We start from the raw sequence: 22,440 nt of genomic DNA on the forward strand, positions 1-22,440 counted from the left end.
TCGGCAGCGTCAGGGGGGGAGAAGAGACGGGGGCGGCATCCGCCCCACGCGACGTCCCTCTCCTGCTCCTGGGCAAAGCCCCGTCGCCACACCCTTCGAAACCGCGGCCCCTCGGGCGCGCGGTTTCGAAGGGTGTGGCGCGTTCACCACTCGACGAGCGCGAACCCCACCGACATCCCCCCGCCGAAGCCGGCCATGAGGATCAGGTCGTTGGGGCGGAAGGCACCGGAACGGGCGGCCGAGTCCAAAGTGATCGGGAGGGACGCGGCTCCCGTATTGGCGTAGCGGGTGAGCGTCCAGTGCATGGTGGCACGGGGCAGGTCCAAGCCCGCGAACACGCTGTCGAGCATGACGCCGTTGGCCTGGTGGGGCACGAAGTGGCTGATGTCGTCGGGGACGACACCGGACTCGTGGAGGAACTCCTTGACCAGCTGCGGCAGGCTGTCCTCGACGAAGTTGCGTACGCCCCGCCCGTCCATGGTGAAGTACTGCAGACCCGCCTCGAGCGCGTCGTGGTCCAGGGGTGTCCGGCTGCCGCCGGCGGGCACCTCGATCAGGCCCGACAGTTCACCGAACGAGTGCAGGGCGACGTTGCGGACGCGCGGGCCCCGGTCGGCCGGCCCGAGGACCAGTGCGCCGGCGCCGTCTCCGAAGAGGATGACCGTCTTGCGGTCGGCCCGGTTCAGGATGCGCGAGTACAGGTCGGCACCGATGACCAGGGCGTGGCCTCCGCGCCGTGCGAGCACGCCTTCGGCCGCGGAGAGCCCGAACACCATGCCGGAACAGACCGCGTTGACGTCGAAGGCCGCCGCGCCGACCGCGCCGAGGTTCTGCTGCACGTAGGCGGCCGTGGGCGGCTGGGGCCGGTCGGGCGTGGAGGTGGCGACCACGATCACGGACAGCTGTTCGGCGGTGATGCCCGCCGACTCCAGCGCGGCCCGTGCCGCGGCCGTGGCCAGGTCCGAGGTGGCCTGGTCATCGGCGGCCCAGCGCCGTTCCCGGATCGCGGTCTTCTGGGTGATCCATGCGTCGTCGACCCCGGCTGCCGCAGCGGCCTCGTCGTTGGAAACGACTCGATCAGGCACATAGGCACCCGTACCGAGGATCCTGACGTCGGTCATGCGGCTGCCCTCCCCTCAAATGGTGTGGAGACCGGTGTGTGAAATGGCCGCCTGGCGCGCGGCCGTGGCGGGCCCGTACGTGGGCAGCCCCCATGGGCTGCCCACGTACCTGCGGGCCCTCAAAAGGAAGCCCTAGCGCGCCTGGTAGATGCGCTTGTGACCGCTGATGCCGGCCAGCCGGTAGCGCCCGTGGGTCTGCGACGGGGTGGAGTAGTCGCCGCCGTCGGTCGGGAAGGACTGCTCGTGCAGCTCCCGGTAGTCGGCGTACTCGATCGGCTTGCGCCGGGCGATCGCGTCGAGGTTCGCCTCGGACCGCAGGTGGTCCTGGTAGCCCGGAACGACGGTCCCCGCGAAGAACTCGGCGACGCTGCCCGAGCCGTAGCTGAGGAAGCCGATGGCCCGGTCGGTCAGGTCCTCGGCCTGGTCGAGCAGCGCGGCGAGGCCGAGGTAGACCGACGCGGTGTAGCTGTTGCCGATGACGGCGTTGTAGGCCACGGTCTGGCCGATGACGCGCTCGACGTCTTCCTTGTCGGTGTCGACGAGGCCGACGTGGTTGAGCAGGTGGCGGTGGGCCTTGTACGCCATCTTCGTGAACGGCTGGTGGTAGCAGAACGCGGCGAACTCCTCGAGGGAGCGGCCGCCCTGCTGCCCGTAGTCCTTCCAGCTGCCTTCCACGGCCTGCAGGTAGGCCTGAACGGACTCCTGTCCGTCGACCAGCGCGGTGGTGCGGTAGTTCGGCCGCCAGAAGTCCATGACGTCGGCGGTGAACAGCCCCGAGGCGTTCTCGATGCGCACCAGGGCGGGATCCGCACTGACCAGCATGGCCACCGCGGCCGCGCCCTGGGTGGCCTCGCCCGGGCTGTCCAGGTCGTACTTGGAGACGTCGCTCGCGATCACGAGGACCTGCTGGTCGGGGTCGCGCTGGACGAGGCCGATGGCGAACTGGAGGGCCGCGGTCGCCCCGTAGCAGGCCTGCTTCAGTTCGACGACGCGGCAGGCCGACTGGAGTCCGAGCAGGGAGTGGACGTAGATGCCGGCGGCCTTGGCCTGGTCGATCGAGGATTCCGTCGCGAACACGACCGTACGGATCCTGTCGCTGCCGTGCTTGGCGATGATGGGCGCGGCGGCGGCGGCGCCCAGCGTGACGATGTCCTCGTCCGCGGCGGGCACGCTCATCGACTTCTGGCCGATGCCGATGTGGTACTTGCCTATCTCGGTGCCGTTGTGTTCGGCGAGCACCTTGTGGGGCAGGACGAATTCGGTCGTCGCGAACGACAGATCGTGAATTCCGATGGAAGAATTGTTGGACATGCCTAGACACCAACCTTTGCTGTCTTGTTGTCGCGTTCCAGTTGGATGTGCGATCGCATGAGTTCGCCGGGGTTCGTCTGTGCCGCGAGCAGCGAGAGCTCCCCGCACAGCACCGTTGCCGCTCCGATGACGGCGAGCCGACGCGCGTTCTCGCCGGGCTCGCGGTCGGCCTTGCAGCCGAGGCGGGTCAGGTTCGTCTCCACGAACCCGAGGCCCTTGCCGTTGCCCACCGTGCCGACGATCAGGTTCGGCAGGGTGCAGGCGAAGTACAGGTCGCCGTCCCGGTCCTCGGCCATCGTGACGCCCTGGGAGCCCTCGACGATGTTGGCCGCGTCCTGGCCCGTCGCGAGGTAGAAGGCGAGCAGCATGTTCGCGTAGTGGGCGTTCGCCGAGCGGAGGCCGCCGGCGAGCAGGGTGCCCAGGAGGTTCTTGCGGATGTTCAGCTCGACGACCTTGGCGGCCGTCGTGTGCAGGGTGCCGGTCACCACGTCGCGCGGGATGAGGATCTCGGTGACCACGTTCTTGCCGCGGCCGAGGATGCCATTGATCGCGGTGGCCTTCTTGTCCGAGCAGTAGTTGCCGGAGATCGAGCCGTAGGAAATACCCGGAATGGTCTGCAGCAGGTGCGTCAGGAGTGCTTCGGACGCGAGCGTGGCCATGTTGTGGCCGGAGGCGTCGCCGGTGGAGAACTCGAAGCGCAGGAACAGCAGGTTGGCGTTGATCTCGTGCCGGATGGCGAGCAGCTGGGCGAACCGGCTGCCGGCGCGCACCACGTCGCGGAGCTCGTCGATCCGCGCCTCGATGGCGCGGGCCGCGGTGTACGCGGTCTGCGCGTCCGTGGCCTCGACGAGCACCGAACGGGTCATCCGCTCGTCGACGAGGGTGGCGACGATGCCCTTCTCGGCCAGCCTGGACACCTTGGCCCCGCGGCCCACGGAGGGCCACAGCGGGGTCTCGTAGGTGGCGAGGGGGACGTGGGTCTCGGTCTCGGCGACGTTGCCCGAGATGCGGACGGGCCCGACCCACTTCATCGGGACGCCGGCTATCGCGTGCGTGTCGGTCATCGTGTGGTTCCCGTCATCTCGTGGAGGGCGTCGATCGAGCTGGAGCGCTGCGCGAGGTGCCGCGTGTCGATGCCGCGGTCGGCGCAGAAGGAGCGGAGGGTGCCCTGGATCAGGACGTCGCAGTGCGCGAGGTCCGCGGGGGTGCGCGCGCCGAGCATGGTCTGAAGGGCCGCGAGCTGGTCGAGCCAGTTCGTGAGCTGTGCGATCAGTGCCTCGACACCGCCGTCGAGCAGGGTGCGCAGGAAGACTCCGGACGCTCCGACGCCGGAGGCACCGAGCGCCAGCGCGCGGGCGACGTCGAGCGGGTTGCGGACGCCTCCGGAGGCGAGGACGGGGAGGCCGGCGCCCCGCGCGTCCAGGAGGCAGGCGGCGGTGGACTGTCCCCAGTTGTCGAGGAACGCGTAGTCGCCCAGTTCCCGGCGGCCGTTCTCGATGCGGGCGAAGTCGGTGCCGCCGCGGCCGCCCAGGTCCGCCACGCGTACGCCCAGCTGCTGGAGCGTCAGGACGGTCTCGCGGCTCAGGCCGTTGCCGACCTCCTTGACGATCACGGGGACGTCTACGGCGGAGACGATCTTCTCGATCTGCGAGATCCAGGACCCGAAGGACCGGTCGCCCTCCGGCATGGCCGTTTCCTGAGCCGTGTTGATGTGGATCTGCAGGGCGTTGGCCTCGAGCAGGTCGATGCCGCGCCGGGCGTTCTCGACGCTGGCCGTCGCGTTGACGTTCGCCATGACGAATCCGTCCGGATTCTCCTGGCGCAGTACGCGGAAGGTGTCCACGCACGACGGGTCCTTGAAGTACGCGTGCACGGAGCCCGACGCGATGGCCACGCCGGTCTCGCGGGCGGCGATCGCCAGGTCCCGGTTGATGGCGCCGGTCTTGACGGTGCCGCCGGTCATCGCGTTGATGTAGAGCGGCACCTGCCAGGAGATCCCGGCGAAGGTCGTGGCCAGGGAGACGTCCGGCCGGTCGATGCCGGCCAGCGCGTGGTGGACGAACGACACCTCGTCGAACTGGTTGATCCCGCTGCGTGTGTCCTGCTGCTCGATGGCGAGCCGGACGTGATCGTCCTTGCGCTGAGCGCTCATTCCTCGTTCCCTTCGATGGTGGGACGGACGAGCAGGGGAAGCACCCCGGCAGCGATCCACCGTTCGCGTACTTGTGAGATGTCGTGCGGAGCTTCCGTGTCCAGCAGGGCGATGCCGCAGTCGCCGCCTCCCGCCCCCGAGGGCTTGGCCGCGCCGCCGACGCCTTCGGCGGCTTCGCACAGCGCGGTCAGCTCGGTCGTGAAGATGCCGAGGCCGACCTCTTCGTCCAGGCGGGCCAGTTCCTGCCGGGCCCGGCGCATCTGGTGCAGCAGCCCCGGGCCGTCACCGGCTTCGAGTGCGGCGATCGAGGCGTGTACGAAGTCGGTGCTGGTCTCCACGAACTTGCGGTGCGGTTCGGTGCCCCGCCAGGTCCGCCGGTGCAGGCCGGCCACGAGCGAGGTGGTGGAGGCCGGTTTTCCGGTCCAGCCGACCTCCAGGCAGAGGCCGCTCGGCGGCGGGAGCCGGCGTACGGCGAAACCCGGCCAGGGTGCGCGCAGCGCTTCCTGGACGCCCTGGCGGCGGGCGAGGTCGAGCACGAACTCCCGGTCGGGTGCCTGGTACGCGATCCAGCCGCCCCACGTACTGGCGGCGAGGTCGCCGCCGGATCCCTTGGGGTCGATGGCGGCGGTGGCGAGCAGGGACAGCCGGAACCGGGCGTCGCGCGACAGCTCCAGCCCGCAGAAGGAGGCGACGGCGTCCACGGTGGCCACGGTGACCGCGCCGCTCGATCCCAGGCCGAACTTCCGACCGTTGTCGTGCAGCCGGCTGCTGACGGAGACGCTCAGTGCGGGAACGGGCAGACCGCGTTCGGCCAGCAGCCGGGTCACGGTCTCGATCGCCGACACCACGTGTGCCAGTGCGTTCCGCGCGCCCTGCTCGTCCTCTTCGCCGTCCACGTGGAGCCGGCCGTCCCGCCATTGCCAGCGCACCGCCAGCGGACCGAGGTCGGAGGAAATCACCACGTCGGCTTCTCCGGAGCCCGACACGGTGACCGTGATCTCCCGGTCCACCGCCACCAGGATCGCCGGAGTCCCGGGTTCCACCACCGCGTACTCGCCCGCGACGAACAACTTGCCCGGCGCACTGCGGACAACCGTTCGCTCGGCGGTCATCGCCCGCCTTCTTCCAGCAGACCGGCTCCCGGACCGGAACCGGCGATGTGCACCGAGCCGCCCGCGGCGGCGCTGCGCACGACCTCGGCGACCCGCTCGGCGTCGGCCCGGTGGCACAGCACCTTGACGTTCGGCCCGGCGTCCATGGTCGCGTAGGCGGACACTCCGTCCCGCCTGAGCTGCAGAACGCTGTCGAGCACGGTGAGGGAGGCGGGCGACATGTAGCGCACCGCCGGGCGCGCCCCCAGCATGGTGGCGTGCATGCCGAGCGCGTTGCGCTCCGCGATCTCGCCCACCGCGTCGAGGTCGCCGCGCAGCAGCGCCGCCCGCATTTCGACCAGGTCGTCCTTGCTCGATTCGGCCCACGGCTCGAACAGCGGTGACGTGTCGACCGTGCGGCGCATGGCGACACGGCTGGACACGTCCTTGGGGCCGGCGTTGACCACCGCGATGACCAGTGCGGGGTCGAGTTCCGCCGTGGCGACCGGCTCGGCGTAGGAGCTGAGGTCGGCTTCGGCGGCCGGAGCCGTGTGGGTGCCCGCGTTCCAGGCGGCGAAGCCACCGAAGATCGACCGCGAGGCCGACCCGGATCCGCGCCGGGCCAGGCGGGACAGCGCGGTGGCGTCGAGGCCGAGCCCGTACGCGGCGGCGGCCGCGACGGCGAGGGCGGCGAAGCCACTGGCGGAGGAGGCCAGGCCCGCTCCGGTGGGGACGGTGTTCCGGGTGTCCACGACGGCCCGGTGGGGGTGACCGGCCCTCTCCCGTACCAGGTCGAGGAAGGCGGTGATGCGCCGCTCCGCCTCGCCCGTCGCGGGCACGCCGTTGAAGGTCACTTCGTCGTGACCCGCATCGGCGTCGAGCCGGACCCGGGTGGTCGTGGGGAAGATGTCCAGGGTCAGTGACAGGCTGCTGGTCCAGGGCAGGAACAGCTGCTCGTCGCGCTTGCCCCAGTACTTGATCAGCGCGATGTTCGGGTGCGCGACGGCGGTGGCCTCTGCGGCACCGGCCCGTTCGCGGGGCAGGATCAGAGTGCTCTGCTGCTCAGACATGGCTGCCGTCCCTCCTCAGCGGCACGACCCACGTCTGTACGGCCCCGGCTTCGTGCAGCTGCCGGGTGACCTCCCGGGCCTGTTCCGGCTGGGTCAGTGCGATCACGCAGCCGCCCAGACCGCCTCCGGTGATCTTGGCGCCGAGGCTGCCCGCCTCGAGCGCGGCGCCCACCATGGCCTCGATCCGGTCGGTGCTGAGACCGCCCGCACGGAGCAGGCCGTGGTACTCGGTGAGCTTCGAGCCGAGCTCCTCCGGCTTGCCGTCGGCGAGGGCGAGCACGGCCTCGTAGGTCAGCTCCGTGGCGCGGCCCACGAACCGCTCCTGGGCCCCGGCATGGCGCTGGAATCCCTCGCGCAGCAGACCGACCGCTTCCTTGGTGCTGCCGATGACGCCACTGTCCGCGACGATGAACAATCCGTCGCAGCCGACGCTCAGTTCCCGGGCATCGCCCTCTCGGAACAGCAGCGGGGCGGACGCGCCGACCGCCATGGCGTCGACGCCGCTGGCCCGGCCGTGCGCCACGTTCTCGGCGGTCTGCACCAGGTCGAACACGGTCCTCTCCGACACCTCGCGGCCGGAGAGGTCGGCAAGGGCGAGGACCACGGCGCGCGCGCACGCCGCGCTGGATCCGAGCCCCCGGCCGGGCGGGACCGAACCGTCGATGATCACATCGAGGTGCGGGCTGTCCTCCATGCCCATGACCGCCCTGAATTCGGCGGTGAGCCGGTGCAGCCCCTCCGAACCCTGCGTCCCGACCCGCCGAACGGCGGAACCGGTCATCGTGAAGGACACGCCGCCCGGCTCGCCACGGCTGTGGGAGGACCATCCGGCGCTTGCCGTCACCGGCAGTTGCGGAACCGGCACGGCGATCGCCGGAGCTCCGTAAACGACCGCGTGCTCCCCCAGCAAAATGGACTTGGCGTGGGCGCGGCCGGTACCGACTGAGCGAACCCAGTGGCTTTCTGGAATCCCCACCGCCGAGGTCGGTACAGTCAACGCACTCAGCTCCCCTTGTCGTATTTGCATTGAGATCGCATCATCCAGAATCCTAGGAAGGAATGAACCAGGAAATCAGATCCAGGTATCCCCAAGAGTGTGGTCACCTAGGGGAATTCACGGGCCGGGGATGTTTTCCCGACGGTCTCCAGAGAGATCGAGCCGGCCGCCCGGATCCGTGCCGTTCACGTCCGCGACAGCGAAATTCGCGCGCCTCGAGCCCCTTGCGGGCATGACGTGACAAGCAGTCAGCTGTATTGGCCACGCGTCCGGCTACGCTTGCAGCCGGACGACGGGGACGGTGCACTCCTCGCGTGCGGCAGGGGCACGATCACGCGGGAGGCAGAGGAGCACGGACGCCGAACCAGGCATCCTGCAGGGACTCGGTCCGTCTTCGCGGACCGGTCGTTGATACCGAACTCCCGTGTCCATAACCATTTTTGGGCAGGGAAGACGTCCGTAAATAGTGACACGGGCGGAACCCTCACGCCAAGACCCCCAAAAGTGACGTGGGTCACTTCCGGGAAGTCGGGGCACAAGAAAGCCCCGGACCCTTGACGGGTCCGGGGCGGGTGCTGATGCGAGGTCAGCGCATGGGTCCGGGCATGGGTCCGGGCCGGCTCGGCGGCCGGCCCGGAATCCCTCGTGCACCGACGGGCGAGCAGGGAGCCGCCGGTCAGTGGTGGCGGCGCTGGGCGATCGTCGTGAGCTCCTCGATGTCGAACTCCGATCGGCCCGGCGCACCGTAGCGGGTTATCTTCCCCCGGCTCACCCATTTCCGGATGGTCGCTTCGGTCACACCCACGGCGAGGGCGGCCACATTCGTCGGGACGAGCCGGTGACGCGGCGGTTTGGTCATGCGCTGACACTCTCCCGCTGCCGCTCGATGAGCTTTCGCAGAGTGAGCCATTCCCGCATCTCCCACGAGTGCCCCGACGAGCACTTGATGCTGCTTTCGCCCGCGTCCCGCTGCGGAGAGGGGGTGATCGTCCCTCCGCAGTTGTCCACGACGCACTTCCTGATCAGCGAATGGACGTCAACGGGGTCGGGGTCGATGGTGCGGCGCAATTCGGCGCTGATGCTTTCGATTTCGTCCGCGAAGTCGGGGGCCATGGGCTGCGCAGTTATCCATTCCAGGTTCGCCATCAGGAAGCGGCCCATCTGGAGGACGGAGCGGTCCGGGGCGACACTGCCCAGCTTTTCCACGACCGTCCCCGACCAGGATTCGAGGACGGCGAGAATGTTGTGCCGGGTGTCGAGCACGGAGATGTTCAGGTGGTCCCGGTTCCGACTTCCCGAAACCTTCGTCGGGTTCGTCCGCCTGGGCGTCGGCGACACGTGGTGGAGGGTTTCCTGATGGAGGACGGGCAGCGTGCGCAGGCTGCGGGCCACCTGCCTGATGCAAGGGACGCAGAGCACAGACCCGTCGGCGGCGAGGGTCTCCTGGGCGTGCCTTCTGGGGCACGGGTGAACCTTCATCGAATCTCCTTCACGAGGTGGCTCGCCCCCGCGATCGTTGGCGGTGCGTGGGGTCACCATGCCGACCGCGGCACTTGAATCATGATTGGCAGCGATTCAGGAGCGTGGAGATTTTCCTTTTCGCAGCCGACCCTGGTCTGAGAGAACTCCGGACTCTCGAGCGTCCCTTGTAGACCTAGGTGCAGTTCCCCGGTTCGCCGAAATTCCTTATCCCCGGGGATAGGCCCGCCACTGAAAGTAACGACCTGCGGTAGAGGCCCGATGTAGCCCCGGCCGCGCGCGACTCGGGTGGTTCCGCAGACGCGCGGACGGGGTCGTCCGCCTGGGCGGGCACCGGCGCCGGCCGTCCGCGGCACCGCCCTCAAGCCCCCTTCCACCTGGACCCGAGCCTTAGTGGAGCGCGTGCGCCGACGGTGACGGAGGAAGGAGGCGCTGTGAACGGAACACACGGAGACGCAGGCGCACTAATCGCCGAACTCACCGCAGGGCCGCCGGTGACGGCGGCCGTTCAGTTTTCCCCGGGGAACCTGTTCCCCTCAGACCACCCGGCCGCCTGGGATCCCCTCCCGCACCCCGGGGACAGCGGGGCGGCGCACGTGGAGATAGGCCTCATCGGTGCCGGGCCCCGAGGGCTCTCCGTACTGGAGCGGCTCTGTGCGCAGGAGGGCAAGTCGCCCCGCTGGGACTCGGTCACCGTGCACGTCGTCGACCCGGATCCGCCGGGCTCGGGACGCGTGTGGCGGCCCTCGCAGTCCCGGCACCTGCTGATGAACACGGTCTCCTCGCAGGTGACGGTCTACACCGACGCCAGCGTCCGCATCGACGGTCCGCTGGACGAGGGGCCGAGCCTGTACGAGTGGGCCAAGTCGCTGGAGGCGGGTTCGCTCGAGACGGCTCGCGACGGCGGCTACGACGAGGAGATCCTCTCCGAGGTGGGCCGGCTGGGCCCCGACACCTATCCCACACGCGCCCTCTACGGCTGCTACCTGACCTGGGCGTTCCAGCAGGTCGTCGCGAACGCCGCCCAGCACGTGACCGTACGGACGCACCCGCTGCGCGCCGTCGCCCTGGAGGAATCCGAGACGGGGCACACCGGGCCGCAGACCGTCATACTCGAAGACGGCACCCGGCTTTCCGGCCTGTCCGCCGTCGTCCTCGCCCAGGGCCACGTACCGGTCCTGCTCACGGACACCGAGCGCGAGCTGACCGGCTTCGCCGCCCGGCACGGACTGACCTACCTCACGCCCGCCAATCCGGCCGACGTGGACCTGTCGGGCATCCAGCCCGGCCAGAACGTACTGCTCCGCGGACTCGGGCTGAACTTCTTCGACTACATGGCCCTGTTCACCCACGGCCGGGGCGGCGTCTTCACCCGTGTCGACGGCCGTCTGGTCTACCGGCCCTCGGGCCTCGAGCCGCGCCTGTACGCCGGCTCCCGGCGCGGCGTGCCCTATCAGGCACGCGGCGAGAACGAGAAGGGCGCCCACGGCCGCTACTACCCCCGGCTCCTGACCGCCGGGTACATCTCAGAGCTGCGAGCCCGGGACGCCCGTCGCGGGTCCATCGACTTCGCCGCCGACCTGTGGCCGCTGGTCTCCAAGGAGGTGTGCGGCGTCTACTACACGGCGCTGCTCGCAGAGCGAGGTGAACTTCCCTCCCACAGGGCGGAGTTCACCGACCGGTATCTGCACGTCGAGCCCGGGGAGGAAGAGGACCGGCTTCTCGACGAGGTCGGGATCGGCGCGGCCGAGCGCTGGGACTGGCAGCGCGTCGCCCGCCCCTACGGCGCCGCCGAATGCCGCGATCTGGCCAGCTTCCGCGGTTGGCTGCGCAGCCACCTCGACGAGGACGTCCGCCTGGCCCGCCAGGGCAACGTCAGCGGGCCGGTCAAGGCCGCGCTCGACGTCCTGCGGGACCTGCGCAACGAGCTGCGGCTCGCCGTCGACCACGCGGGCCTGACCGCGGAGTCCCACCGCGACGGCCTCGACCGCTGGTACACACCGCTCAACGCCTATCTGTCGATCGGTCCCCCGGCGTCCCGCATCGAGGAGATGGCCGCGCTCATGGACGCGGGCATCCTCGACGTGACCGGCCCCGGACTGCGCGTCAGCGCCGACGCCCAGGACCCGTCCGGTCCCTGTTTCACCGTCACGTCGAGCGAGATCCCGGACGTGCGCGTGCGGGCCACGGTGCTCATCGAGGCCCGTCTGCCGGAGATCGACCTGCGGCGCACCGCGGACCCGCTGATGAGCCAGCTGCTGCGTACCGGACAGTGCCGTCCGTACCGCATTCCCGGCGAGAACGGCGCGGACTACGAGACCGGTGGTCTCGCCGTGTCCGAACGGCCCTACCACCTGATCGACGTACGGGGCGTGCCGCATCCGCGGCGCTTCGCCTACGGGGTGCCCACCGAGTCCGTGCACTGGGTGACCGCCGCGGGCATCCGGCCCGGTGTCGGGTCGGTGACCCTCGAGGATTCCGACGCCATCGCGGCGGCGGTCCTCGCCGTCACGGACGCCGGGGTCCGCGCCACCGTGCCGGCCCCGAGCGTGCGGGCGGGCGCATGACCTCCTCCCACGAGTCCGGTCGGGCGGGAGCACCCGCCGCCCGACTGGACGTCGGGCTGCTCTCGCCGGTCCGGGCGGGCACCCCCGTCGAGGCGGCCGTGAGCGACACCGCCTGGCTGCAGGCCATGCTCGACGCGGAGGCGGGCCTGGCCCGCGCACAGGCGCGCTGCGGCACGGTACCCGCACGGGCGGCGGAGGCCATCACGGCCGCCGCCCGTGCGGAACTGCTGGACGTACGGGAGCTCGCGCTCGCCGCGCGCGAGACCGCGAACCCGGTGGTGGGGCTGGTCAAGGCCTTCACCGCCGTGGTCGCGAAGCAGTCGCCGGAGGCCGCGGAGTACGTGCACCGCGGCTCCACCAGCCAGGACGTCTTCGACACCGGGGCGATGCTGGTGGCGGCGCGTGCGCTGGGTCTGATCGTCGCCGACCTGCGGGCCGTGGCCGACGCTCTGGGCGGCCTGGCGGCGGCGCACCGGGACACGGTCATGGCGGGCCGCACCCTGACCCTGCACGCCGTGCCCACCACCTTCGGGCTCAAGGCGGCCGGGTGGCGCCAGCTGGTCCTGGACGCGGCCGAACGCCTCGAACGGGTGGCTCACGGCGGGCTTCCCGTGGCACTCGGCGGAGCGGCCGGAACACTGGCCGGCTATCTGCAGTACGCGGGGGAAGAGGCCGACCCCGCGGTCGTAGTCGACCGACTCGTCGCCGCCTTCGCCGCAGAGACGGGCCTGGCCGTCCCCGTACTGCCCTGGCACGCCCTGCGCACCCCCATCGCCGACCTGGGGGCCGCGCTCGCCCACACCGCCGCGGCCCTCGGCAAGATCGCCGCCGACGTGCTGGTGCTCGCCCGCACCGAGGTCGGCGAAGTGGCGGAAGCGGCGGTCGCCGGGCGGGGCGCCTCGTCGGCGATGCCGCACAAGCGCAACCCCGTGCTCGCGACCCTGATCCGCTCCGCGGCGCTGCAAGTGCCCGCGCTGGCCACCGTACTCGTCCAGTGCCTGTCGACCGAGGACGAGCGATCGGCCGGGGTGTGGCACGCCGAGTGGCAGCCGCTGCGCGAATGCCTGCGCCTCACCGGCGGCGCCGCGCACACGGCCCTCGAACTCGTGCGGGGACTCACCGTCCACACGGAGCAGATGCAGGCCAACCTCGAGGCGACCGGCGGGCAGCTGGTGTCCGAGAGGGTTTCGGCCATTCTCGCACCGCATCTGGGCAAGGTGGCCGCCAAGGATCTACTGACCCGCGCCTCACTGCTCGCCTCCGGGTCCGGCCGGCCGCTGGCCGACGTACTGGGCGAACTGCCGGAGCTCGCGGGCGTGCTGAGCCCGCAGGAGGCGGCCGCCCTGCTGGACCCGGCCGGCTACACGGGCGCCGCCGGCGCTCTGGTCGACCGGGCCCTCACCGTACCGGGGCAGGGGCGCAACCCGGCGCCCTGACCGGAGGCGGCCGGCGCGGGCGGTCCCGGCCCGCGCGTGGCGGTCCGTCCGCTCCGCATCCGCTCGAGACCGGCTCGAGACCCGTTCGAATCCGGCTCTGCCTGCGGCCGAGCCGCGCCCCCCGGTCCGGCCGCGCGCAGCATGATGCAACCACGATGATCGGGAGGGGCAGCCGAGTTGAGTCTTGACGCGCGTGTTGTCGGCGGGGGCGGCCACGGCCACGCCGTGGTGATCGGCTCCAGCCTGGCCGGGCTGACGGCCGGGCGGGCCCTGGCCAACTTCATGGACCGGGTCACCGTGATCGAGCGCGACTGGGTGCCGCGCGGACCCGGACGGCGCAGGGGCGTTCCCCAGGCCCGGCACACCCACAGCCTGACGAGCGCCGCCCAGCGGGGCCTGGAGCAGCTGTTCCCCGGCATCGGCAGGGAGCTGACCGCCGCCGGGGCCGTCCGCGTGCGCATGGCCGAGGACATGCTGGTGCTCGGCCCGGGCGGCTGGCTGCCCCGGTTCGCTTCGGACCTGTCGATACTGAGCGCCAGCCGCGATCTGATCGACGCGGTGATACGCGACCGGCTGCGCGCCGACCCCAAGGTGACCTTCCTGCAGGAGCACGAGGTCGTCTCCCTGGAGCCCGGCCCCAACGACACCGTCAGCGGCGTGTGGGCACGTGGCAGGGACCGCAAGGCAACCGACGGCTGGGCCGCGCTGCGCCTGATATCAGCCGACTTCGTGGTGGACGCCTCCGGACGCGGCTCCCGCGCCCCGCGCTGGCTGGCGGAGCTCGGCTACGAGAGCCCCAGGGAGACCGTCGCCGACGCCCGGACCTCGTACACCACCGCCGTGTTCGCCCCGCCCATAGGCCATGTGGCCGACTGGAAGGGCCTGTTACTCACGGCCTCGGCCGGCAACCCCCACCAGGGCATGCTCAACCCCATCGAAGGCGGCCGCTGGTCGGTGTCGCTGGCCTCGAGCGACGGCGAGGCACCGCCCGGCGACCACGAGGCACTGCTGCGTGCCGCGGGCGCCCTGCGCCACCCGCTCCTGCGCGACGTCATCGGGGCCGCAACACCGCTCGGCCCCGTCTACAGCGGCGGCCGCGCCGAGAACCGCTGGCGCCACTACGAGAGCCTGCGCCGCTGGCCCGACCAGTTCGTCGTCGTCGGCGACGCCCTCGCGGCACTCGACCCGGCCCACGGCCACGGCATGACCCTCGCCATACAGTCCGCCCTCGTCCTCGACCAGATGCTGAGCAGCCACGGCACCGCCGTCGGCATCGGCTTCCGGCTACGCCAGGCCCTGGCCCACCGACTGGCCCCCGCCTGGCAGTCGAGCACCCGCGGCCTGCGCGCGGCGACGGACGGCCAGGAGGCACCGGCCGGACTGCGCGCCCGGATCGGCAGGTGGTACGCGGACCGGATCGCGGCCGCCGCGACCACCGGCCCGCATGCGGCGGCGCTGCTCCTGGAGCTGCTCGCGGCGGAAGCCCCGCCCGGCGCGGCGCTGCGGCCGCGCGTGCTCCTGACCGCGCTCCGGGGCCGCCGCGGCGCGGCGTCCGAGACGCCGCCCAGCACCACCCACGGCGCGAACGCGCGACAGCGCCGCTCCCCCGCCACGGGCATCCCCGCCATCGGCGTCTCCGTCGGCTCCGCACGGGTGCACCCCACTGGCTCGTCGGCGCAGTGGCCGGCCGCGGCGCCGGCCGTTGAGCGGCAGCGGCCGTGAGCCGTCCGGTCGCGGCGCCACGCCGCAAGCTGGCCCCGGCCGCGCACCGTGCGTAGCCCAGTCATACGCTTCCCGTATGACGAGAGTGGAGCAATTAACCGGTATGGGGTTAGCCCTGATTGACCAGTGTCCGGTGAGCACGACCAGCCCGGCCGGGCGATCTCGCCGGGTAGGCACGAAGGAGTCGGTTGTCGAGCCGTACGACTCGCAACTCGCTCGAGAACCAGTCGAGTCCGGGCAGGAGTTCGGCTCAAGTCCGGTTGTCCGGCCCCACCGCAGGTGGATAGCGTTCCAACCGCTCCAGGGCACGGGTCGGCTTGCGCCGCGGCAGGCCCCTTCCACCGTCGGCCTCGCACAGGCCGGACCGGTTACGCCCGTGATGACCGAGCGGCGAGGGAAGGGTGCGCGGGTATGAGCACGACCGACACAGCACCGCAGAGCACGCGCACCACTGCGCCCCCCAAGGGTGAGCGCATAGCCGACTGGGCGGACTCACGGCTCGGGATTTACCACTTCAAGTTCATGATCCGCAAGGTCTTCCCAGACCACTGGTCGTTCATGTTCGGTGAGATAGCCCTCTACAGCTTCATCATGCTGATCCTCACCGGCGTCTGGCTCTCCCTGTTCTTCAACCCGAGCATGGGCGAAGTCGTCTACGACGGCCCGCAGACAGCGATGCAGGGCATGCGGATGTCGGAGGCCTACGCCTCCACCCTCAAGATCAGCTTCGAGATCCGCGGCGGCCTGTTCATCCGGCAGCTGCACCACTGGTCGGCCCTGGTCATGATCGGCGCGCTCTGCATCCACACGCTGCGCCACCTCCTCACCGGATCGTTCCGCAAGCCGCGCGAGGCCAACTGGCTGATCGGCTTCAGCATGCTCGTGCTGGTCACCCTGGAGGGCTTCGTCGGGTACTCGCTCCCCGACGACCTGCTGTCCGGCACCGGCCTGCGCATCGCCGAGGGCGTCACGCTCGCCATTCCGGTGGTCGGCACGTACTTGACGCTGTTCCTGTTCGGCGGCGAGTTCCCGAGCTTCGACGTGATCCCCCGGTTCTACAGCATCCACATCCTGCTGATCCCGGCGATCGTCGCGGCCTTGCTCACGGTCCACCTGATCCTGGTCTTCTACCACAAGCACACCCAGTTCCGGGGTCCTGGCCGCACCGAGCAGAACGTGGTCGGCCAGCCGCTGATGCCGCAGTACACGGCCAAGGCCGGCGGCTTCTTCTTCCTGGTCACCGGAGTGCTCGCGCTGATGGCGGGCATCGCCCAGATCAACCCCGTGTGGGTGTTCGGCCCCTACCGGCCGGACCAGATCTCCCAGGGCTCACAGCCCGACTGGTACATGGGCTTCCTCGAAGGGGCGCTGCGCGCCATGCCGGCCTGGGAGTTCGTCATCCCCGGCGGCTACACCATCAACATGGGCGTCCTGCTCCCGGCCGTCGTCCTGCCGACGGTGATGATGGCCGTGATCGCACTGTGGCCCTTCCTGGAGGCCTGGGTCACCGGGGACAAGCGCGAGCACCACCTCCTCGACCGGCCGCGCGACCACCCCACGCGGACCTCGTTCGTCATCGCCTTCGTCTCTCTGTACATGGTGCTGTTCTTCGGCGGCGCCAACGACATCCTGGCCGAGCGCTTCAACCTGTCCCTGAACTCGATCACGTGGGGCGTCCGCATCGGAGTCTTCGTCGTCCCGGCTCTGACGTACATCGTCACCAGGCGCATCTGTCTGGCGCTGCAGCTGCGCGACCGCGACAAGCTCCTGCACGGCCGCGAGACCGGAAAGATCCGGCGGCTGCCGCACGGCGAGTTCGTGGAGGTGCACGAGCGCCTCGACCGCGGCCGGGAGTACGCCCTGCTCACCAAGGAGCCCTACAAGCCGCTGGAGGCTCCGGAGCCGGAGCACGACGGCGTGCCCAATCCCCAGAGCCGCAAGGAGGCGCTGCGCTACCGGCTCAGCCGCTGGCTCTACGGCGGGCAGGTCCCGGCACCGACCGCGCAGGAGATGCAGGAGGCGCTGGAGCACCTCGGCCACTCCGCCGGCGGGCATGGGGAAGCCGGCCACAAGACCCCCGTCGAGGGGCGGGAGCCGGATCAGGTATTGCACTGATCCGGCGGCACGGCCCGGGAGACCGGGCCTGGTAGACGACGGCGCGGGTGATCAGGAGACGGTCACCCGCGCCGTCGTCGTTCCGTCGGGCGGTGCGGGCACGGCCGCCCGACGCAGACTCCAGCCGTTCAGGAGCGCACCGCCACAGCATGGCGAATGTCCGAACGCAGCGGGACCCTTGCCCAGCTCAGCAGGACCCGATCCCTTTCCGGCAATCCGGCGCCCGCGCCGGACCGTCCACGGAGGCCCGATGAGCAGAAGCCCATGGAACCGGGAGCCCGAGTCCATCACCCGGGCCCGCACCGGTCTGACGCAGGACGTGCGCGGCCGCCAGCGCCGGTACATCGCCGCCATGGGGGTGCGCACCGCGTGCGTCGTCGTGATGGCCGCCACCTGGAACCGCTGGCCCGTCCTCGCCCTGTGCGCCCTGGCCGGCGGGGTCGTCATCCCGTACCTGGCCGTGGTGGCCGCCCAGGCCGGCTGGACCCAGCAGCGGGGGGCCCGCCCGGCGTTGAAGCTGGTCCGCGAGGAGCCCCTCACCCGCGTCCTCCTGGAACCCACCCTGATCCTGCCGCCCGAACGGAACGCGGCGGGCTGACCGGACTTCCCCCGCACGCCGCTCCGCTCCTCCCACGCCGATCGGCCCCGCCCCCCGAGCAGTGGGGGGCGGGGCCGATCGGCGTGGGAGGAGCGGAGCGAAGACGAACGGCTGCGGTACGACGACGGCCGGGCACCGGCTCCGTTCGGAGCGGGCGCCCGGCCGTCGTGGAATCAGCCCTTCGCCGGCTCCGCCGGGCTGTTGCGCCAGGGACGGCACACGGCGAGGAAGCAGGTGATCGCCGCCAGTGCGCTGCCCAGCTGGACCGCGGCCATGGGCACCGGGGTCGTCTTGCCCGCGATGCCGACGAACAGCGAGGCGATGGCGCCCATGATGAAGCAGGAGGTGCCGACCAGCGCGGAGGCGGAACCCGCGGCGTGGGGGGTGCGCATCAGGGCGAGCGCCTGGGTGTTGGGCAGGACCAGACCGAGTGCGGAGATCATGGCGAAGAGTCCCACCGCGATCGGAATGGTGCCCGCGTGACCGAAGACGCCCGCCGCCACCGACAGCAGGCCGATTCCGGCGAGAACCATGATGCCGAGGCCCATCCCGAGGGCCTTGTCCAGCCGTACCCGGCCGAACAGGACCCTTCCGTTGACCTGGCTCACGATCATCAGGCCGAGCGAGTTGAGGCCGAAGAGCAGCGAGAAGGTCGTCGGCGACGCCCCGTAGATCTCCTGGATCACGAACGGCGAGGCGGCGATGTACGAGAACAGCGCGGCGTACGCGAAGCCGTTCGTGAGCACGTACCCGGTGAAGATCCGGTCGGCGAGGAGCCCGCGCATGATCCACAGCGTGGCGCGCACCCCGCCGGAGTTCCGCTTCTCGACGGGGAGGGTCTCGGGCAGCCGGCGCCAGACCAGCACCGTGAGGGCGATGCCGATCGCAGCGAGGACCATGAAGATGCCCCGCCAGTCGGTGGCCCGCAGCATCTGCCCGCCGATGATCGGCGCGAGGATCGGGGCGAGGCTCGACACCATCAGCATGGTGGAGAAGAACTTGGCCATCTGCAGGCCGTCGTACATATCGCGTACGACTGCGCGGGCGATGACGATCCCGGCCGCACCCGCCAGACCCTGCAGCAGCCGGAAGCCGACCAGCACCTCGGCGGTGGGCGCGAAGGCGCAGACCGCAGTGGCCACTATGTAGACGAGCAGCCCGATCAGCAGAGGCCTGCGACGCCCCCACTTGTCGCTCATCGGACCGACGATGAGCTGCCCGAGCGCCATGCCGGTGAGGCACGCGGTGAGGGTCAGCTGGACGGTGGTGGAGGACGCGTCGAGACCGCGGGAGACCTCCGGGAGGGCTGGAAGGTACATGTCCATCGACAGCGGCGGTACCGCGGCGAGGGCGCCGAGCATGAAGGTGACGAGGAGCCCGGTCCGGCGCCGCGCCCCACCCTCGTCGATCGGAGTACGGCTGCCGTGCGGTGCCCCTCGGATCTGCTGACTCCCGGCGGTGGGACCCCCGGTGCGCTGAGACATTCGCCCCTCCACATCTAAGTCGTATGAGTTTCCCGCCGATGGTGCCGCAGGCCCCTTCAGAACGAGTGGTGAATTACTCGTGCGTTGTCCGCGCCTCCGGCATACGGGCGCTCGCGGACGAAACAAACGGCGGAATCAATTGACGTGACCCACGTCACTTTGAAGCGGCCTTGGCGTGAACTCTCAAGCGTGTCACTATTTCAGCACGCCTCCCCTGCCCAAATCCCGCCGCACGGTGGTGGATTGAGCAGCATCCGTCGGCAGGTGCCGGCGAGACCGGGCCCCTTGCGTTCGAGTCGGTAATCCCCACGCTCGCAGCCGCCCGCAGGGCATATACGCCTTCACTTGAGGGCCGGTTGAATTCGGCTAACGCCACGGTCACATTCCGCTGCTTCGCGGCACACTCGGGGATCATCCCGTGTGCGTGGCCTTCGCGTCGGTCCACCGAGCGATGGGCTCCCGGCCCCGGCTCCGTCCGGGTTCCGCCACCAGCCCGTCCCCGCTCAGGACCTCCGGCTGCAGTACCGGCCCAGTGACCGTAATCAGGAGCCCTTCATGGAGCACCTAGTTCAGCATGCCGTCAGCACGATCCGCGAACGCTTCGGTGAACCGCTGAGCCTCGATGAGCTGGCGCGAAGCGCGATGGTCAGCAAGTACCACTTCCTGCGGATGTTCACCCGGGTCACCGGTGTCACTCCGGGCCGGTTCCTCAGTGCCGTGCGGCTCCAGGAGGCGAAGCGGCTGCTGCTGAGCACCTCGCTGAACGTCGCCGACGTCTCGGTGCAGGTCGGCTACAACAGCGCGGGCAGCTTCACCCGCCGGTTCACCGAGTCGGTCGGGCTCTCCCCCACCCAGTACCGGAAGCTGTCGCTCTCGGCCCGCGACGAGACGCTGGAGCCCGGATCGCCCGAGCCGGTGGCGGCCGCGCCGCTGCCCGCACCGCAGAGCCTGCCGACCGGATCCGTGACGGGAGTCCTGCGCACCGCGGGCTCCGTCCTGTCGCCCATCCATGTCGGCGTGTTCGACAGCCCGATACTCCAGGGGGCCCCCGTCTCCTGGAGCAACGCGTCCGAGGCGGGCGATTTCACGCTGGCGCGCATACCCACCGGCACCTGGTACATCCACGCCGTGGCCCAGGGCAGCCACCCCGACAACACCGCCGATCCCGGTCCCACGCGGCTGATGGCCACCGTGGGCCCGGTGCCGGTGAAGGGCGACACGGCACACCGCCTCGACATCACCCTGTCCCCCCTGGACTGGACCAAGCCGCCGATCCTCTCCGCCCTGATGGACATCGGCGCGCAGCCGATCGCGGCGTGACCCCCCGGCAGGGTCCGCCGGCATCCCTCCGCTGACCGCCGGGCTCCCCACCGGGATGCCGGTCGTCAGCGGACGGATGCCGGCGGCGGGTGGTGCCACCCCCAGACGCGCGCCCGCTCCGCGCCACCGCACCGAGCTTCGAAGACGGTCGCGAGTGGCATCGGACGCCGGGCGCAAGGCGCCGTACTCACGGCGTGCAGCCGACCTCGGTATCGCCCGCATGGGCAACACCGGGAGTGCGTGAAAGACCTTCACCTACAAAAGGCAGACTCTAGAGAAAGTTGAGCCAGATATGCCCAGGCTTTGCAAGCCCGCCGTACACGCGCCGGAAAACATCATCACGGTGGAAGAAACCCTCGAGTTCGCCGAGAAGGCCCACGCCGGAAAGCCGCAGCTGCCCCTGGCGCTTCGACTGATCCGGAACACGGGAGTCAAGAAGCGGCACCTCGTTCAGCCCATCGAGCAGACGCTCAGCCACCCGGGTCTCACGGAACGCAACCGCATTTACGAGGTCGAATCGAAGAAGCGGACCCCCGCGGCCATCGAAGAGGCCCTGAAGAACGCCGACCTGTCGGCCCGTGAGGTCGACGCGATCATCTACGTGTCCTGCACCGGCTTCCTCATGCCGTCGCTGACGGCCTGGCTGATCAACAAGCTCGGGTTCCGTCCCGACACCGTCCAGATCCCGATCGCCCAGCTCGGCTGCGCGGCGGGCGGCGCGGCGGTCAACCGCGCCCACGACTTCATCCTGGCCCACCCGGGCAGCAACGTCCTGATCGTGGCCTGCGAGTTCTGCTCGCTGTGCTACCAGCCGGACATGGACGACATCGGTTCGCTGCTGTCGGACGGACTGTTCGGCGACGCCGTCGCGGCCGCCGTGGTGCGCGCCGAAGGTGGTGTCGGCATCGACCTGGAGCGCAACGCCTCCTACGTCATCCCGAACACCGAGGACTGGATCTCCTACGCCGTCCGCGACACCGGCTTCCACTTCCAGCTCGACCGCCGTGTCCCCGGCACGATGGAGCCGCTGGCGCCGGTGCTGCGCGAGTTCGCCCAGAAGCACACCTGGGACGCCGGCAACCTCGACTTCTACATCGTCCACGCGGGCGGCCCGCGCATCCTGGACGACCTCGCCAAGTTCCTCAACGTCGACCGCAAGGTGTTCCGCCACAGCTGGGCGACCCTGAGCGAGTACGGGAACATCGCCAGCGCCGTCGTCTTCGACGCGGCTCGCCGCCTCTTCGAGGAGGACGCCCCGGCGCACGACGCCAAGGGCCTGATCGCCGGCTTCGGTCCCGGCATCACCGCCGAGATGGCGCTCGGTCGCTGGTCCGTGGACGCTCCGCTCCACGACTGAGCCCCCCGACGAGCACATCCCCCCGTGACGGGGATCCCGTACGTAGAAAGGAAGCGAAAACGCATGAGTATCGTCCCCGCCGGCCAGGGGCGGAAGCTGGTCACAAAGGCGCAGGAAGTCACCTTCAAGGCCACCGCGGAGGAGGGCTCGATCATCTCGATCTTCGAGGTGGTGGTCCCGCCGGGCTTCGACGTCGGTGCACACGTGCACACCGAATCCCAGGAGTTCTTCTACGTCCTGGAAGGCGAGCTGGAGCTCCTGTGCTTCGAGCCGACCGAGCGTACGCACGACACCTGGCACCACTGGGAGTCCGCCGCCGGTGACCGGGTCGTCCGCGTGGGCGCGGGCAGCTGCATGTTCGTCCCGCCGGGCACCCCGCACGCGTTCAGGAACCCGTCGGACAAGCCGACGACCATGCTCTTCCAGAGCTACCCCTCCCCCGAGCACGAGCACTACTTCGAGGAGATCACGGAGATCTGGTCGACCGGCCGGACCGTGGACCCCGCGGCCGTGGAGGAGATGCGCAAGCGCTACGACGTCCACCAGCTGACGCCGATGCGCTTCGAACCGCCCGTGCTCCGAGACCCCCAGCCGGCAGCACAGCCCGCCTAGAAGGATGA

General features: G+C 70.4%; 18 protein-coding genes. 8 read left to right on the plus strand and 10 right to left on the minus strand.

Annotated features, from left to right (window positions below; all coding sequences use genetic code 11):
* Positions 1-143: 143 nt before the first annotated feature.
* From ACFRU2_RS30125 to ACFRU2_RS30165, 9 genes are all read right to left on the minus strand, one after another.
* On the minus strand, positions 144-1,121 hold the full coding sequence (locus ACFRU2_RS30125; RefSeq protein ID WP_382977916.1) for a 3-oxoacyl-ACP synthase III family protein: 978 nt from the start codon (positions 1,119-1,121) through the stop codon (positions 144-146).
* A gap of 132 nt (positions 1,122-1,253) precedes the next feature.
* Positions 1,254-2,432: a hydroxymethylglutaryl-CoA synthase gene (locus ACFRU2_RS30130; RefSeq protein ID WP_382977919.1), complete on the minus strand. Its 1,179-nt coding sequence runs from the start codon at positions 2,430-2,432 to the stop codon at positions 1,254-1,256.
* 2 nt (positions 2,433-2,434) lie between these two features.
* A complete protein-coding gene (locus ACFRU2_RS30135; RefSeq protein ID WP_382977921.1) occupies positions 2,435-3,496 on the minus strand; it encodes a hydroxymethylglutaryl-CoA reductase in 1,062 nt (353 codons plus the stop codon).
* A complete protein-coding gene (gene fni / locus ACFRU2_RS30140; RefSeq protein WP_382977924.1) occupies positions 3,493-4,584 on the minus strand; it encodes a type 2 isopentenyl-diphosphate Delta-isomerase in 1,092 nt (363 codons plus the stop codon). Before fni ends, ACFRU2_RS30135 begins: the two co-directional genes overlap by 4 nt.
* Positions 4,581-5,696 carry a phosphomevalonate kinase gene (locus ACFRU2_RS30145; protein ID WP_382977926.1) on the minus strand — a complete coding sequence of 372 codons (1,116 nt, stop codon included), beginning with the start codon at positions 5,694-5,696 and terminating at the stop codon, positions 4,581-4,583. The genes fni and ACFRU2_RS30145 overlap by 4 nt, the downstream gene beginning before the upstream one ends.
* A complete protein-coding gene (gene mvaD / locus ACFRU2_RS30150) occupies positions 5,693-6,745 on the minus strand; it encodes a diphosphomevalonate decarboxylase (RefSeq protein WP_382977929.1) in 1,053 nt (350 codons plus the stop codon). Before mvaD ends, ACFRU2_RS30145 begins: the two co-directional genes overlap by 4 nt.
* A complete protein-coding gene (gene mvk, locus ACFRU2_RS30155) occupies positions 6,738-7,772 on the minus strand; it encodes a mevalonate kinase (RefSeq protein ID WP_382977932.1) in 1,035 nt (344 codons plus the stop codon). Before mvk ends, mvaD begins: the two co-directional genes overlap by 8 nt.
* Positions 7,773-8,418: 646 nt before the next feature.
* A complete protein-coding gene (locus tag ACFRU2_RS30160) occupies positions 8,419-8,601 on the minus strand; it encodes a hypothetical protein (protein ID WP_382977935.1) in 183 nt (60 codons plus the stop codon).
* Positions 8,598-9,134, minus strand: a complete 537-nt coding sequence (locus ACFRU2_RS30165; protein WP_382977937.1) for a hypothetical protein — start codon at positions 9,132-9,134, stop codon at positions 8,598-8,600. Before ACFRU2_RS30165 ends, ACFRU2_RS30160 begins: the two co-directional genes overlap by 4 nt.
* A 683-nt stretch (positions 9,135-9,817) precedes the next feature.
* Between ACFRU2_RS30165 and ACFRU2_RS30170 the strand changes: the two genes are divergently transcribed.
* The 5 genes from ACFRU2_RS30170 to ACFRU2_RS30190 all read left to right on the plus strand — a co-directional run bounded on the left by ACFRU2_RS30170 (position 9,818) and on the right by ACFRU2_RS30190 (position 17,659).
* A complete protein-coding gene (locus ACFRU2_RS30170; protein ID WP_382978296.1) occupies positions 9,818-11,788 on the plus strand; it encodes an FAD/NAD(P)-binding protein in 1,971 nt (656 codons plus the stop codon).
* Positions 11,785-13,224: a 3-carboxy-cis,cis-muconate cycloisomerase gene (pcaB, locus tag ACFRU2_RS30175; protein ID WP_382977940.1), complete on the plus strand. Its 1,440-nt coding sequence runs from the start codon at positions 11,785-11,787 to the stop codon at positions 13,222-13,224. Before ACFRU2_RS30170 ends, pcaB begins: the two co-directional genes overlap by 4 nt.
* A gap of 177 nt (positions 13,225-13,401) precedes the next feature.
* Positions 13,402-14,946, plus strand: a complete 1,545-nt coding sequence (locus tag ACFRU2_RS30180) for an FAD-dependent oxidoreductase (RefSeq protein ID WP_382977943.1) — start codon at positions 13,402-13,404, stop codon at positions 14,944-14,946.
* A 411-nt stretch (positions 14,947-15,357) separates the two neighbouring features.
* Positions 15,358-17,061, plus strand: coding sequence for a cytochrome bc complex cytochrome b subunit (locus ACFRU2_RS30185; protein WP_382977945.1), 1,704 nt, complete (start codon positions 15,358-15,360; stop codon positions 17,059-17,061).
* 250 nt (positions 17,062-17,311) lie between these two features.
* Positions 17,312-17,659 carry a DUF3099 domain-containing protein gene (locus tag ACFRU2_RS30190; RefSeq protein ID WP_382977946.1) on the plus strand — a complete coding sequence of 116 codons (348 nt, stop codon included), beginning with the start codon at positions 17,312-17,314 and terminating at the stop codon, positions 17,657-17,659.
* 173 nt (positions 17,660-17,832) lie between these two features.
* On the opposite strand, the gene ACFRU2_RS30195 is transcribed toward ACFRU2_RS30190, so the two are convergent.
* The gene (locus ACFRU2_RS30195) at positions 17,833-19,143 is read right to left on the minus strand and encodes a multidrug effflux MFS transporter (protein ID WP_382977949.1); all 1,311 of its coding nucleotides are present in this window, start codon (positions 19,141-19,143) and stop codon (positions 17,833-17,835) included.
* Positions 19,144-19,698: 555 nt separating this feature from the next.
* Between ACFRU2_RS30195 and ACFRU2_RS30200 the strand changes: the two genes are divergently transcribed.
* The 3 genes from ACFRU2_RS30200 to ACFRU2_RS30210 all read left to right on the plus strand — a co-directional run bounded on the left by ACFRU2_RS30200 (position 19,699) and on the right by ACFRU2_RS30210 (position 22,432).
* Entirely contained in the window at positions 19,699-20,463 is a 765-nt protein-coding gene (locus ACFRU2_RS30200; protein WP_382977951.1) for a helix-turn-helix domain-containing protein, read from the plus strand.
* A gap of 292 nt (positions 20,464-20,755) precedes the next feature.
* A complete protein-coding gene (locus ACFRU2_RS30205) occupies positions 20,756-21,820 on the plus strand; it encodes a type III polyketide synthase (RefSeq protein ID WP_382977954.1) in 1,065 nt (354 codons plus the stop codon).
* Between the two features lie 63 nt (positions 21,821-21,883).
* Positions 21,884-22,432 carry a cupin domain-containing protein gene (locus ACFRU2_RS30210; protein ID WP_382977957.1) on the plus strand — a complete coding sequence of 183 codons (549 nt, stop codon included), beginning with the start codon at positions 21,884-21,886 and terminating at the stop codon, positions 22,430-22,432.
* The last annotated feature ends 8 nt before the right edge of the window (positions 22,433-22,440 follow it).

This window comes from Streptomyces sp. NPDC056883, from assembly GCF_042788835.1.
GTDB classification, from domain to species: Bacteria; Actinomycetota; Actinomycetes; order Streptomycetales; family Streptomycetaceae; genus Streptomyces; species Streptomyces stoeckheimensis.